This is a genomic window from Acidovorax sp. JG5 (assembly GCF_017939685.1).
GTDB lineage: Bacteria > Pseudomonadota > Gammaproteobacteria > Burkholderiales > Burkholderiaceae_C > Acidovorax.
The window spans coordinates 20,804-35,537 of the sequence record NZ_JAGKSE010000020.1 but is presented as its reverse complement, the minus strand read 5'-3'; the positions used below and the strand labels follow the sequence as shown (position 1 = coordinate 35,537).

At 66.7% G+C, this 14,734-nt stretch carries 8 protein-coding genes and 1 pseudogene; 6 read left to right on the top strand and 3 right to left on the bottom strand.

All coding sequences use genetic code 11. The features are described from left to right. Positions 1-3 precede the first annotated feature (3 nt). The 5 genes and pseudogenes from J8G26_RS15700 (at position 4) to J8G26_RS15680 (ending at position 7,057) form a co-directional block, all read left to right on the top strand. Entirely contained in the window at positions 4-3,231 is a 3,228-nt protein-coding gene (locus tag J8G26_RS15700) for an efflux RND transporter permease subunit (protein ID WP_210570048.1), read from the top strand. 23 nt (positions 3,232-3,254) lie between these two features. Beyond that, positions 3,255-3,968 carry a protein-L-isoaspartate O-methyltransferase gene (locus J8G26_RS15695; RefSeq protein ID WP_210570046.1) on the top strand — a complete coding sequence of 238 codons (714 nt, stop codon included), beginning with the start codon at positions 3,255-3,257 and terminating at the stop codon, positions 3,966-3,968. 21 nt (positions 3,969-3,989) lie between these two features. Beyond that, positions 3,990-4,331 (top strand): rhodanese-like domain-containing protein, encoded by a 342-nt coding sequence (locus tag J8G26_RS15690; RefSeq protein WP_087745875.1) that lies wholly within the window; start codon positions 3,990-3,992, stop codon positions 4,329-4,331. A 60-nt stretch (positions 4,332-4,391) separates the two neighbouring features. Continuing rightward, a pseudogene (locus J8G26_RS15685) lies at positions 4,392-5,719 on the top strand (TolC family outer membrane protein). 138 nt (positions 5,720-5,857) lie between these two features. Then, positions 5,858-7,057, top strand: a complete 1,200-nt coding sequence (locus J8G26_RS15680; RefSeq protein ID WP_210570044.1) for an HPP family protein — start codon at positions 5,858-5,860, stop codon at positions 7,055-7,057. A 279-nt stretch (positions 7,058-7,336) separates the two neighbouring features. Here the strand turns inward: J8G26_RS15680 and J8G26_RS15675 are convergent, their stop codons facing one another. The 3 genes from J8G26_RS15675 to J8G26_RS15665 all read right to left on the bottom strand — a co-directional run bounded on the left by J8G26_RS15675 (position 7,337) and on the right by J8G26_RS15665 (position 12,970). Further along, positions 7,337-10,027 (bottom strand): bifunctional acetate--CoA ligase family protein/GNAT family N-acetyltransferase, encoded by a 2,691-nt coding sequence (locus tag J8G26_RS15675; RefSeq protein WP_087745881.1) that lies wholly within the window; start codon positions 10,025-10,027, stop codon positions 7,337-7,339. Positions 10,028-10,200: 173 nt separating this feature from the next. After that, entirely contained in the window at positions 10,201-11,562 is a 1,362-nt protein-coding gene (locus tag J8G26_RS15670; protein WP_210570039.1) for a 3-deoxy-D-manno-octulosonic acid transferase, read from the bottom strand. A 19-nt stretch (positions 11,563-11,581) separates the two neighbouring features. Then, positions 11,582-12,970: a phosphomannomutase/phosphoglucomutase gene (locus tag J8G26_RS15665; RefSeq protein WP_087745885.1), complete on the bottom strand. Its 1,389-nt coding sequence runs from the start codon at positions 12,968-12,970 to the stop codon at positions 11,582-11,584. A 123-nt stretch (positions 12,971-13,093) separates the two neighbouring features. Here J8G26_RS15665 and J8G26_RS15660 point away from each other — a divergent pair, with 123 nt between their 5' ends. Then, a complete protein-coding gene (locus J8G26_RS15660) occupies positions 13,094-14,680 on the top strand; it encodes a DNA-3-methyladenine glycosylase 2 family protein (RefSeq protein ID WP_210570038.1) in 1,587 nt (528 codons plus the stop codon). The last annotated feature ends 54 nt before the right edge of the window (positions 14,681-14,734 follow it).

Here is a 14,734-nt window from a genome sequence, read left to right as displayed (position 1 = left end):
GCCATGTGGTTCACCCAGGTCAGCCTGAAGAACCCAGTGTTCGCCACCATGGTGATGCTCGCCATCGTGGTGCTGGGGTTGTTTTCGTACCAGCGCCTGAAGGTGGACCAGTTTCCCGACATCGATTTTCCGGTGGTGGTGGTCACGGTGGACTATCCCGGCGCCTCGCCGGAAATCGTTGAAAGCGAAGTCACCAAGAAGATCGAGGAAGGCGTCAACTCCATTGCCGGCATCAACGCCCTCACCTCGCGCAGCTACGAGGGCACCGCCGTCGTCATCATCGAGTTTCAGCTGCACATTGACGGACGCAAGGCGGCCGAGGATGTGCGCGAGAAGGTGGCGATTGTTCGCCCCACTCTGCGCACCGAGGTGAAAGAGCCGCGCGTGCTGCGCTTTGACCCGGCCAGCCGTGCTGTGTGGTCGCTGGCCGTGCTGCCCGACGACAAGGCCGGTACATCTATACGAAGCGCCGTGGAGCTGACCACCTGGGCCGAGCAGATTCTTAAAAAACGCCTGGAAAACGTGCGCGGCGTGGGCGCCGTCAACCTGGTGGGCGCCACCAAGCGCGAGATCAACATCTACCTGAACCCGCAGGCGCTCGAAGCGTTTGGCGTGACCCCCGACCAGGTGGTCGCTGCCGTGCGCAACGAGAACCAGGATTTGCCGGTGGGCGCCATCCGCTCGCTGGCGCAGGACCGCGTGGTGCAGATCGATGCGCGCATGCAGCGGCCCGAAGACTTTGGCCGCATCATCGTGGCGCGCAAGGGCACCGGAACCGCAGGCCAGGCCAGCGCGGGCGCGCCCGTGCGGGTGGAGCAACTGGCCCGCGTGCAAGATGGCGCGCAAGAGGTCGAGAGCCTGGCGCTGTACAACGGCGAACGCACGCTGCTGCTGTCGGTGCAGAAATCGCAGGGCGAAAACACCATCGAGGTGGTGGATGGGCTCAACGCCGCAGTCGTCGAGCTGCGCAACCAGTTGCCGCCCGGCGTGCGCCTGGAAACCATTGGCGACAGTGCCCGCCCCATTCGCGTGGCCGTGAACAACGTGCGCCAGACCCTGATCGAAGGCGCTTTGCTCACGGTGCTGATTGTTTTTCTGTTTCTGAACTCGTGGCGCTCCACCGTCATCACGGGGCTGACGCTGCCCATTGCGCTGATCGGCACGTTTTTGTTCATGAACATGTTTGGCTTCACCATCAACATGATCACGCTGATGGCGCTCTCCTTGTGTGTGGGCCTGCTGATCGACGATGCCATCGTGGTGCGCGAGAACATCGTGCGCCATGTGCAGATGGGCAAAAGCGCCTATCAGGCGGCGATGGACGGCACGCAGGAGATCGGCCTGGCCGTGCTGGCCACCACGCTGTCGATCGTGGCGGTGTTCATGCCCATTGGTTTCATGGGCGGCATCATCGGCAAGTTTTTTCACGAGTTCGGGGTCACCATCGTGGCGGCGGTGATGATCTCGATGTTTGTCAGCTTCACGCTCGACCCCATGCTGTCGAGCATCTGGCACGACCCCAGCATCCATGCGCACGGCCAAAAGACGGCGCCTGTCACCTTCTACGACAAGACGATCGGCCGTGTCACCGGCTGGTTTGACCGCGCCACCGATGCCCTAGCCGAGGCCTACCAGGGCATCCTGCGCTGGTCGCTGGTGCACAAGCTGGCCACCCTGGGCATTGCGCTGGCCATATTTGTGCTGAGCGTGTTCATGGTGCCGCTGCTGGGCACCGAGTTCGTGCCCAAGGCGGATTTTTCTGAAACCACCGTCAACTTCTACACGCCTGTGGGTTCGTCGCTGGAAGCCACCGAGGCCAAGGCGGGCCAGGTGGAAGGCATCCTGCGCGAGTTTCCCGAGGTGCGCTACACGCTGTCGACCATCAACACCGGCAACGCGCAGGGCAAGATGTACGCCAGCATCTATGTGCGCCTGGTGGACCGCAAGGACCGCAGCCGCAGCGTGGACGCCATGTCGGGCGTGCTGCGCGAGCGCCTCAAACAGGTGCCGGGCATCACCGTCACCCACGTTGGCCTGCTCGACCCGGTGGGTGGCCAAAAACAGGTGGAGTTTTCGCTGCAGGGGCCTGATCTGCAGGAGCTGGAGCGCCTGACCAAAACGGTTTCCGAAAAAATCCACGGCATTCCGGGCCTGGTGGACCTCGACACCAGCGCCAAGCCCGACAAGCCCGTGATCGCGCTTGATGTGCAGCGCGATGCGGCGTCGGACCTGGGGGTGTCGGTCGCGCAGCTGGCCGCCTCGCTGCGCACGCTGGTGGCCGGCACCACGGTGGGCAACTGGCGCGCGCCCGATGACCAGACCTATGACGTCAATGTGCGCCTGGCCCCAGAAGCCCGCACCACTCCAGAGGACCTGGAACGCCTGCCCTTTGCCTTGGCGGCAGCCGATGGCAGCACCCGCATCGTGCGCCTGAACCAGGTGGCCCGCGTGACCGAATCCACCGGCGCCAACCAGATCAACCGCCGCGACCTCACGCGGGAGGTGGCCGTCACGGCCAACGTGGCCGACCGTTCGGCGGGCGAGGTATCGAACGACATCAAGAAGGCGCTCGACAGCGTGGCCTTTCCACCCGGCTACCGCTACCAGTTTGGTGGCTCCACCAAGAACATGGCCGAGTCGTTTGGCTACGCCATCTCGGCGCTGGTGCTGGCCATCGTGTTTATCTACATGATCCTGGCCAGCCAATTCAAGAGCTTCTTGCAGCCGCTGGCGCTGATGACCTCGTTGCCGCTCACGCTGATCGGCGTGGTGCTGGCGCTCCTGATGTTCCGCTCCACGCTGTCGATGTTTTCCATCATCGGCGTGGTGATGCTGATGGGCCTGGTCACCAAGAATGCCATCTTGCTGGTGGACTTTGCCATCCGCGCCCGTGAAGAACACATCGACGAGGCCGGCCACACCGTGCCCGGCCTGCCCCGCGCCGAGGCCCTGCTGCTGGCGGCCCGCGTGCGGCTACGCCCCATCGTCATGACCACGCTGGCCATGATCTTCGGCATGGTGCCGCTGGCCTTTGCACTGTCCGAGGGCTCGGAGCAGCGGGCGCCCATGGGCCAGGCGGTGATCGGCGGCGTCATCACGTCTTCGCTTTTGACGCTGGTGGTGGTTCCTGTGGTGTATTGCTACATGGACGATCTGGCCCGCTGGGCACTTGCCCGCATGGGCCGCGGCCAGCCTGCCCCCGTGCAGCCTAAAATCAAGGGTTTGTCCTGACCCGCCTTCCCCGGAGAGATTCCATGAACATGCCTCTGAACACGTCTGCCAACATCAGCGACCCTATTGAACAGGCCCGCTTCAACATGATTGAGCAGCAGATCCGCCCCTGGAATGTGCTGGACGCCGACGTGCTGGACCTGCTGGCTGCCGTGCGCCGCGAAGACTTCGTGCCACCAGCCTGCCGCAGCATGGCGTTCATGGACATCGAGGTCCCCCTGCTGGGCAGCGATGCCGAAGAGGCTGTGCGCCTGGGCCACAGCATGCTGCAGCCCCGCGTGGAGGCCCGCATGCTGCAAGACCTGAAGATCGTGCCAACCGACCGCGTGCTTGAAATCGGCGCGGGCTCGGGCTACATGGCGGCGCTGCTGGCCCACCGCGCACAAAGCGTGGTCTCGCTCGAAATCGTGCCCGCACTGGCCGACATGGCGCGCGACAACCTGCAGCGTGCCGGCATCACCAACGCCCATGTGCGTGTGTCCGACGGCTCCCGCGATGCCGTGCCGGAAGGCCCGTTCGACGTGATCGTGCTCAGCGGCTCCGTGGCCAGCATTCCGCAAAACCTGCTGGCGCAATTGCGCGAAGGCGGTCGCCTGGGCGCCATCGTGGGCCAGGACCCCGTCATGCGCTTTACCCTGGTGCGCCGCACCGGTGACCGTTTTGAAACCACCCAGCCCTGGGACACCATGGCGCCGCGCCTGGTCGGTTTTGCCGAACCCTCGGGCTTTTCCTTCTGATTTGGCACCACGGAGTTCTGCATGATCGACCACGTCCGCCCCGCACAGCTGTCCGCCTGGTTTGCGGATGCATCGGCCGAAGGCCAGCCCCTGGTTCTGGACGTGCGCGAGCCCTGGGAGCTACAGACCGCCAGCGTGCGGGCAGACGGGTTTGAACTGGTGGCGATTCCCATGGGTGAGCTGCCCGGCCGGCTGAGCGAACTGGACCCGTCGCGCCCCCTGGCCTGCCTGTGCCACCACGGCGCCCGCAGCCTGCGCGTGGCGGCTTTCCTTGCGCAGCAAGGTTTTGGAACGCTGGCCAACATCACGGGCGGCATCGATGCCTGGTCCCGCGAACACGATCCCCGCGTGCCACGGTACTGAACCGAAGCCGACCGCCGTGTTCCTCCCCCCCTTGCGCGCTGAACGACCTGAAGGACCACCATGACCCCGCTTCGGCTGCTTCCCCTGACCCTGGCACTCACTGCCGCCCTCTGCGCGCCGGCGCAGGCCCAAAGCCTGTCGCAACTGGTGGAAGCAGCGCGCAGCTACGACACGGTCTGGCAGGCGGCCAGGCTCCAGCTGGATGCGGCCTCCAGCCGCGCCGAGCAGGCCCGCGCAGGGCTGCTGCCCAGTGCCGGGCTGACAGCCGGCGTGTCCCGATCCAACACCGAAGTCACCCGCCCCCGGTGGACTTCAACGGCAGCACGCAAAGCGTGGGCGTCAGCGCCTCGCAACCGCTGTACCGCCCGGCCAACCGCATCAATTATCAGCAAGGCCAGCGCGGCATCGACGTGGCCCGCGCCCAGCTGGACGCCGCCACGCAAGACCTGCTGGTGCGCGTCAGCCAGGCTTACTTTGACGTGCTGGTAGCCCAGGACACACTGAGCTTTGTGCAGGCGCAAAAAACGGCGGTCTCCGAGCAACTGGCCTTTGCCAAGCGCAACTTCGAGGTGGGCACCTCCACCGTCACCGACCAGCGCGAGGCCCAGGCCCGCTACGACCTGGTCATCGCCCAGGAAATTGCCGCCGAGAACGACCTGCGCGTGAAAAAGCTGGCGCTCGACCAGCTGGTGGGCATCACCGGCACCCAGCCCCTGCCGCTGGCCCAGCCGGTGCAGTTGCCCGCCGTGCAGCCCGACGACGTGGCCGCCTGGGTGCAAACGGCGCAAGACCAGCAGCCCGGCGTGCGGCAGGCCCAAATCGCGCTCGACATTGCGCGCCTGGAAACCCAGAAGGCCAACACCGGCCACTTGCCCACGGTGGACCTGCAGGCCGGCTACAACATTGCGCGCAACCCTAGCGGCACCGTCACCGCGCCCGGCATGAACAGCCGCACCAACAACGCCAGCGTGGGCGTGGCATTCAACCTGCCGCTGTTTGCCGGCTTTGCCGTGCAAAACCGCATCAAGGAAACGCTGGCTCTCGAAGAAAAAGCCCAGGCCGACCTGGAAACCACGCGTCGCAACGTCGCACAGACCACGCGGTCGGCTTTCTTTGGCGTGCAGTCCGGCCAGGGCCAGGTGCGCGCCCTGGAGGCCGCCGAAGCCTCCAGCCAGAGCGCGCTCGACGCCAACAAGCTCGGCTACCAGGTGGGTGTGCGCATCAACATCGACGTGCTCAACGCCCAAAGCCAGCTCTACCAGACCAAGCGCGACCTGGCGCAGGCGCGCTACAACGTGCTGCTGGGCAGCCTGAAACTGCGCCAGGCGGCGGGGGTGTTGACGGATGAGGATGTGGGGGCGGTGAATGGGTTGCTACGGCAGCAGTAAGAGCGTTGGTATGGTGGGGATCGGAATCCGGGAAATTGGAATCTGACCCCAATTACTCCAGGGCAGGCGCCCGGCGTATCCCACCGAGACATGGTGCGAATATTGATGTAGTTTGCGGCTGCATCCGCGTTTTTCATTATGCCCTCTTCACCCTCCGAATTTTCCCCTTCGTCGTCCCGCCCACCATTGGCTGCGCGCCTGGCCGAATGGCTCCGGCATTTCTGGCCCGCCCCACTGGGCATCGATGGCAAAGAGCACCTGCGCTTTGCGGTTGGCACAGTGATTGGTGTGCTGCTCACGGCATGGCTCAGTCGATGGTGGGCCGAGGGCACTGGCACCGGCCCGTGGATGGTGGCGTCGTTGGGGGCCAGTGCCGTGCTGGTGTTCGGCATGCCCTCCAGCCCGCTGGCCCAGCCCTGGCCCGTGTTGGGTGGCAGCACCCTGTCGGCGCTGGTGGGCGCTGTCTGTTCTGCGGTGATTTCGGACAAGGCCTTGGCGGGTGCCATTGCCGTGGGCCTGGCCATTGCGTTGATGGTGCCGCTGCGTTGCCTGCATCCTCCGGGTGGGGCCATGGCGTTGTACGTAGTGCTGACCTCAGGCGATGGGTGGCACCTCGCGGCCTTCCCGGTATTGTTCAACGTGGTGCTATTGTTGATCGCCGCAGTGGTCTACAACGGTCTGACGGGCCGACGCTACCCACACCCTCAGCGCGTCGCGTCGCGGGTGGCAACCAGCCAGGGCGCTTTCACTGCATCGGACGTGGATGCGGCGCTGGCCCACTACAACCAGGTGCTCGACGTGAGCCGGGCGGATCTGGAGGGGCTGCTGCACCTGGCGGGCCGCGCGGCATTCCAGCGGACCCTGGGAGAGTTGCGCTGCGTGGACATCATGTCCAGCCCGCCTTACGCTGTGGAGGCCGGAGTGTCGCTCAAGGAGGCTTGGGCATTGATGCGGCTGCAGCAAATCAAGGCGCTGCCGGTGGTGGATGCCCAGCGCCAGGTCATCGGAATCGTGACGATGGCCGACTTCATGCGGCTGGCCAATCTGGACACCCACGAAGGGCTGGGGCAGCGATTGCGCACCCTGGTCATGGGGCGGCGCGGCGGGCAACCCCAGGCAGTGGGCGAGATCATGTCCCACCCCGTTCAAGTGGCGCGTTCGGCGCAGCATGCGATGGACCTGGTGCCGCTCTTTTCACAGGGCGGGCACCATCACATTCCTATCGTGGATGACGTGGATCACCTCGTGGGCATCATCACCCAGACCGACCTGGTGCGCATCCTGGCCTCGGCGGTGCACTCTGGCAGCTCTGCTGGGCCGAGGGGGGGATCTGGTTGAGCAGGGTGCCGTGCACAACCCGTGCGTACTGGCCAACATCCACCGTAACCGCGACGCCATCCATGCAGCCTGACCCGCGCGCCTTTTTTGTGGGATGTGCGCGAGTCCGCACATTTGATAGCAGTCAACGCTTGCTGCATAAGCGCGAGCGGCTGATTTCCTCAAGACAACCGAGTTATTCCATTTCTCAATCACCCATGTCGTTGTTGCTTCGCCTTGTCGTGCTGCACAGCACTGCCTGCGGCTTTGCGCCTGGACACGAATGATTTGGAAACTGAACTACAGCGTTTGCGTGACCAGCCTGAAATCTGCGTCTTCCGGATAAGGCTTGATCACAAAGCCCAGGCTGCGCATCAGCTTGAGCATGTTGGGGTTATTGGCCAGCACCAGGCCTTCCATCTCGGCCAGGCCTTTGTCGCGGGCCGCGTCCATGATGCTGAGCATCAGGCGCGAGCCCAGGCCCTTGCCGTTGAAATCGTCGGCCACCACCAGCGCAAACTCGCAGCTCGACTGGTCGGGGTTGGTGACATAGCGCGACACGCCCACGATGCGCTCGGTTTCCGTCACCTCGCCGTCGGCACCCACGGTGCGCTCGCGGAACACGGCCACCAGCGCCATTTCGCGGTCATAGTCGATCAGGGTGAAGCGGGCCAGCATCGAGGCCGGCAGTTCGACCATGGATGAGATGAAGCGGAAATACCGGCTTTCGGGCGACAGGTGCTGCACCAGCCCCTGCAGCATCTGCGCGTCGTCGGGGTGGATCGGGCGCACCAGGTATTCGCCGCCCCCGCGCATGGGCCACAGCTGCTCGTAGCGTGCGGGATACGGCAGGATGGCCAGGTGGCTGAAGCTGTCGGCCCGCCCGCCCGAGGTGTTGGCCGCGTGGTCGATGGCAATGCGCGCATCCACCGCCACGGCGCCGTGCTCGTCCACGATGAGCGGGTTGATGTCCATCTCGCGCAGCTGGGGCAAGGCGCACACCATTTCCGACACGCGCAGCAGCACCTGTTCCAGCGCATCGTGGTTGACCGCGCTGGCGCCACGCCACTCCCCCAGCGTTTCGGCCACGCGCGAGCGCTCGATCAGCTGGCGTGCCAGAAACTGGTTGAGCGGGGGCAGTTCCATGGCGCGGTCGTTGATGAGCTCGATCATGGTGCCGCCCGCACCGAAGGTGATCACCGGGCCGAACGGGGCGTCGGTCACAAGGCCGATGCAGATCTCGCGCCCGCGCCGGGCGCCCGCCATGTTCTGCACCGTCACCCCGTTGATGTGCGCATCCGGTTGCAGGCGCGCCACGCGCTGGACCATATCGGTGTAGGCGTCGCGGGCCGCGGTGCCGCTGTGGATGTTGAGGACCACGCCGCCCACGTCGGACTTGTGGCTGATGTCGGGCGAGTCGATCTTGAGCGCCACCGGAAAACCCATCTGCGTGGCGATCATCATGGCCTCGTGCGCATTGCGCGCAAGGATGGTCTTGGTGACCGGGATATGGAACGCCGCCAGCAGCGTTTTGGACTCCATTTCGGTGAGCACCTTGCGCCGCTCGGCCAGCACGCTTTCGATGACCAGGCGCGCGCCTTCGATGTCGGGCTTGGCCAGCGTGGACAGCGGCGGTGGCGTTTGCTGCAACAGCTGCTGGTTCTGGTAGAACGAAGCGATGTTGCCAAAGGCGCCCACGGCCGCCTCGGGCGTGCGAAAGCTCGGGATGGCGGCGTCGCGCAAAATGGCGCGCGCCGGCACCACCGAGGCGTCCCCCATCCAGCAGGCCAGCAGCGGCTTGCCCATGCGCTGCTTCACCTCGGCCAGCACGGTGGCCACGGCACAGGAGTCCGCGCCGACTTTGGGTGAAAAGATGGCCAGAACACCATCCACCTGCCGGTCTTTGCTGGCCGCCTCGATGGCCAGGCGATAGTGCTCGGGGCCCGCGTCTTCCGACAGGTCGATCAGGTCCGACAGCGACGCCAGGGGCGGCAATTGGGGCGCCAGCGCGCTCGCCGAATCGGGCGACAGCTTGCCCAGGTTGAGCAAAATTTCATTGACCCAGTCGGCCGCCAGCACACCGGGGCCGCCGCCGTTGGTGACGATGGCCAGGCGCTTGCCCACCGGCCGGTAGCGTGACGCCAGGCACTTGGCGGCCGAGAACAATTCGACAAACGAGCGCACGCGCACCGCGCCCGCCCGGCGCAGGGCCGAGTCGAACACGTCGTCGCTGCCCACGATGGTGCCGCTGTGCGTCTGGGCGGCCTCGTTGCCTGCGGGCTTGCGCCCCGCCTTGAGCACCACAACCGGCTTGGCGTTGGCGGCCGAGCGCAGCGCACTCATGAAGCGGCGCGCGTTGGAGATGCCCTCCATATAGACGACGATGCTTTGTGTGCGCGCATCGTGGGCCAGAAAATCGAGCACCTGGGCAATGTCCACGTCCGTGTTCGGCCCCAGCGACACCACCGCAGAAAAACCCACGGCGTTGTTGCGCGCCCAGTCCAGGATCGACGCCGTGAGCGCGCCCGACTGGCACACCAGCGCCAGCGAGCCATCGCGGGCCAGCGGGCCGGCCGCACTGGCATTGAGCTGCAGGTGCGGGCGCTGAAACCCCAGCGAGTTGGGGCCCAGCAAATGCAGCCCCTCGCGGCGCGCTATTTTTTTGAGGTGGGCTGCCTGGTCGGCGTCCATGCCGCTCGACAGCACGAGTGCTGCACGGCAGCCAATGCGCCCCGCCACCTCCAGCGCGGCGGGCACTTCGGCGGGCGGCAGCGCGATGATGGCCAGATCAGACTTTCGCTGCGCCAGATCGGCCAGCGTGCCGCTGGTGTGCGTGTCCACAAACTGCAGGCTGCCGGCAAAGCGCTGCGCCCGCAGGGCCGGATGCAGGGCTTGCGCATACGCGGTCAGCGTTTCGGGTTCATCGGCCTGGCCCGCCAGAACAGCAATGGAGGCAGGCGCAAAAAGCGGCGTGAGGTAGTGTTTGTCCATGGGCTTGCAGCGGCGCGGGACCGCCCATCAATGATTAACCAGCAGATGGGTGTGACTGTGGCACAGCTCGGGGGCCATCGCAAAAAAGCCAAGTACCTGAGGTGACATTGTCAGCGCGGAACCGGAATGGGGCCCGGGCGCGGGCCTGAAATTTGCGCCCCTGCGGGGCCCGTTCAGGGCGCAGCGGCCATGCCCAGCAGCGCCGCGATGGCGGCTGCAGTCTGCCGCGCGGCGCCCCGGTGCTGCTGCATGAACGCCTGGGTCAAGCCACGGGCGGCGGCCAGCCTGGGCGTGTCGGTTGCCAGATCGCAGGCCCGTTTCAGCCCCTGCCCGATATCGGCCACGCGGTGGGCCACGCCCTGCTCGCACGCCAGCGCGGCCGCCTCGGCAAAATTGAAGGTGTGTGGCCCCAGCACCACCGGGCAGCCACAGGCAATGGCCTCGATCAGGTTCTGCCCGCCCAGCGGGGCAAAGCTGCCGCCCAGCAAGGCCACGTCGGCCAGGCCGTAATACAGCACCATCTCGCCCAGCGAGTCGCCCAGCCAGACATCGGCGGGCTCGGGGCCGTCGGCCCACTGGCTGCGGCTCGATACGGTCAGGCCGGCGCTGCGCAGCAGTTGCTGCACTTCGCCAAAACGCTGGGGGTGGCGCGGCACCACCAGCCACTGTACGGGGCCATCCGTTGAAATTGCTTCATTATTGATAGCTGCTTGCGCTTTTCCATCAAGCGCTACAGGGCTTTTTGGCTTCAAGGCAGCCAGCCACATCGCCTCTTCACCTTCGCGGCTGCTGGCGAGCATCACCACCGGCCGGGTGCTGCCTGCGCGCCATGTGCGCCCGCGCGCCAGCTGCGCGGCATCGGGCACCACGTCGAACTTGAGGTTGCCCAACACGCCCCGCACCGGCGCGCCGATGGATCGCAGGCGCTCGGCATCGGCCTGGGTCTGCGCCCAGACGGCTGTCAGGCCGCCATAGGCCGGGCGGGCCAGCGCGGCCAGGCGCTGGGATTTGCGCAGTGATTTTTCATTGAACCTGGCATTGGCCAGCACCAGCGGTATGCCGCGCTGCCGGCAAGCGGCCACCAGATTGGGCCAGACCTCGGTTTCCATCAGGATGCCGATGGCGGGGCGAAACTGGCGCAAAAAACGGCGCACCGCGCCCGGTGTATCCCAGGGCTGCCACACCTGCACATCGCCCGGTATCAGCAGTTTTTCGCCCTCGGCCCGGCCCGTGGCGGTGCCGTGGGTGAGCAGCAGGCGCATGCCGGGCAGCTGCTGGCGCAACGCGGCCAGCAAAATGGCGGCGGCCCGGGTTTCGCCCAGTGATACGGCGTGTATCCAGACAAAGCTGCCCAGCGGGTCCGTGCTGCTTGGGGGGATCAGGCTGTCCAGGGGCCGCGCGTAGTGGCCAAAACGCTCGCCCACCGCGTGGGCATAGCCAGGCTCGGCCAGCGCGCGGCGGCGCAGCTTGCGCAGCAGCAGCGGCTGGGCGGCCCAGGTCAGGGCGGAATACAGCCAGAGTGCGGCATGTGCCATGGGCAGCTAAAAGCGGCGCTCAGTGTGCTGCGCTGCCCACCTGGGCGTCGGGCTTCACGCGGTGCAACAGGGCCAGCATGGCCGCCTCGATGCGCTCCAGCGCCTCGGGCGTGTGGCCTTCAAAGCGCAGCACCAGCACGGGCGTGGTGTTGCTGGCGCGGATCAGGCCAAAGCCGTCGGGCCAGTCCACGCGCAGGCCGTCGATGGTGTTGATCTGCGCCGGGGCGGCAAAGGTGTCTGCCGCCAGGGCCTGCAGCTCGGCCGTGAGGCGGTGCGGCTCGCCCTCGGCACAGGCGACGTTGAGTTCAGGCGTGCTGAAGCTGGTGGGCAGGCCGTTGAGCACGGCGCCGGGGTCGGCGCTGCGGCTCAGGATTTCGAGCAAGCGGCAGCCGGCGTAGGTGCCGTCGTCAAAGCCGAACCAGCGCTCCTTGAAGAAGATGTGGCCGCTCATCTCGCCGCCCAGGGGCGAATCAAGCTCTTTCATGCGCGCCTTGATGAGCGAGTGGCCGGTTTTGTACATCACCGGCTGGCCGCCCGCCGCCGCAATGGCCGGCGCCAGGCGCTGGGTGCATTTCACGTCGAACAGGATGGGCGCGCCCGGCACGCGGCTGAGCACGTCCTGCGCAAACAGCATCATCTGGCGGTCGGGGAAGATGTTGGTGCCATCGCGCGTGACGATGCCCAGGCGGTCGCCGTCGCCATCAAAGGCCAGGCCCAGCTCGGCGTCGCTGGCCTGCAGGGCGGCAATCAGGTCGCGCAGGTTTTCGGGTTTGCTGGGGTCGGGATGGTGGTTGGGGAAGTTGCCGTCCACCTCGGAAAACAGCTCGATCACCTCGCAGCCCAGCGCGCGGAAGATGGCCGGGGCCGATGCGCCGGCAATGCCGTTGCCGCAATCGACCACGATTTTCATGGGGCGGGCCAGCTTGACGTCGCCGGTGATGCGCTGCGCATAGGCGGGCAGCACATCCACCGTGCGCACGCTGCCGCCGGGCAGCAGCTGCCAGCTTTCGGCCTCCATGGTGCGGCGCAGGGCCTGGATTTCGTCGCCGTAGATGGCACGGCCGTTCAGCACCATCTTGAAGCCGTTGTAATCGCGCGGGTTGTGGCTGCCTGTGACCTGGATGCCGCTGGCGCACAGCGTGCTGGCCGCGAAATACAGCAAGGGCGTGGTGACCAGGCCCACGTCGATCACCTCGATGCCCGCTTCAATCAGGCCCTGCACCAGGGCGCTGCTGATGGCGGGGCCGGACAGCCGGCCATCGCGCCCCACCGCCACGGTGGTCTGGCCTTCGGCGCGGGCTGCCGTGCCAAAGGCCCGGCCCAGGCCCAGGGCCACGGCTTCGTTCAGGGTGGACGGCACAATGCCGCGGATGTCGTAGGCCTTGAAAATAGCGGGTGTGGTTTGCACGGAAAGGTCTTTCGCGGGGAAGAAGGGCAAATATCCGCTGCATTGTAGGGGGCGCTCCAGCCCCACCGCAGGGCACAGGCACAGGTCCGAAAACGGCCAGTGCGGCGGCACCGGCGGCCTATCATGCATGCCATGACGCCGCGCAACTCGCCTTCTGCTGCACCGGACGACCTTTCATCCGACGACGGCTGTTACCGCGCCCTGCAGGCCCGGGATGCGCGTTTTGACGGGCGGTTTTTCACCGGCGTCACCTCCACCGGCATCTATTGCCGCCCAGTGTGTGCGGTGCGCACGCCCCGGCGCGAGAACTGCCGGTTCTTCACGCTGGCCGCGCAGGCCGAGGGCGCGGGCTTTCGGCCCTGCCTGCGCTGCCGGCCCGAGCTGGCGCCGCAGGCACTGGTGTGGTCGGTGCAGGACGCCAGCGGCATTCTGGTGCAGCAGGCCGTGCGGCTGCTCGACGCCCCCGATGCGTGGTGCACCGGCGACGAACGCACGGCCACGGTGGCCCGGCTGGCGGCTCGTCTGGGCGTGAGCGACCGGCACCTGCGCCGCATCTTCGAGGCGGCACTGGGGGTGTCGCCGCTGCAATACCTGCAGACCCGGCGGTTGTTGACCGCCAAGCAGTTGCTGACCGACACGCCCATGCCCGTCACGCAGGTGGCCCTGGTCAGCGGTTTTGCCAGCGTGCGCCGCTTCAACGCCGCTTTTGCCCAGCACTATGGCCTGAACCCGACCCAGCTGCGCCGTGGGGGCGAAACGCCCGCCGGTGCTCAGGCGGCCACGCTGCGGCTGGCTTACCGGCCGCCGCTGGACGTGCCCGCCTTGCTGGCCTTTTTTGCCCGCCGCCAGTTCCATGGCGTGGAGTGGGCGGGCGATGCCGCCACCCCTGCCCTGCGCCGCACGGTGCGCCTGCAAAGCCCGGGGGCTGCCGGGCCGCAAGATCACACCGGTTGGCTGAGCGCGCGCTTTGATCCCACCCGCCACCAGGTGCTGGTGCAGACCAGCGACAGCCTGTACCCCGTGCTGCCGCAGGTGATTCGCCGCGTGCGCGCCATGCTGGATCTGGACGCCGACCCGGCGGCCATCAATGCCGTGCTCCACCCCAGTTTTCCCGAGGGCGATGGCCTGCGTGTGCCCGGCGCTTTCGATGGCTTTGAGCTGGCCGTGCGTGCCGTGCTGGGCCAGCAGATCACCGTGGCGGCCGCACGCACCCTGGGGCAGCGGCTGGTGGAGCGCTTTGGCGAGCCCATCGCCACGCCCTGGCCCGAACTCACGCGGCTGTTTCCCGCACCGGCCGTGCTGGCGCAGGTGCCGGGCGAAGCGCTGGGGCAGCTGGGCATCGTGCGCCAGCGCCAGGCGGCCATCGTGGCGCTGGCGCGAGCGGTGGATGCGGGCCAGTTGCCGCTGCAGGCGGGCGCGGACGTAACCGCCACCACGGCGGCGCTGTGCGCCCTGCCCGGCATTGGCGACTGGACGGCGCAGTACATCGCCATGCGCGTGCTGCGCTGGCCAGATGCGTTTCCGGCCGGTGACGTGGCTTTGCAAAAGGCCCTGGGCGTGCAGGCGCAGCCCCATCCTGCCCGTGCGGCCACCGAAGCCTCGCGGGCCTGGCAACCCTGGCGCAGCTATGCCGTGGTGCGCGCCTGGGCGGCGGGCAGCACGGCCGACACCGGCCAAGGAGCGGCTGTGCATCAGCTATTAAAAAAATAGCTGCTTGCGCTTGTCCATCAAGCGCTAAAAGCCAATTTCATCTAATATTCTCTG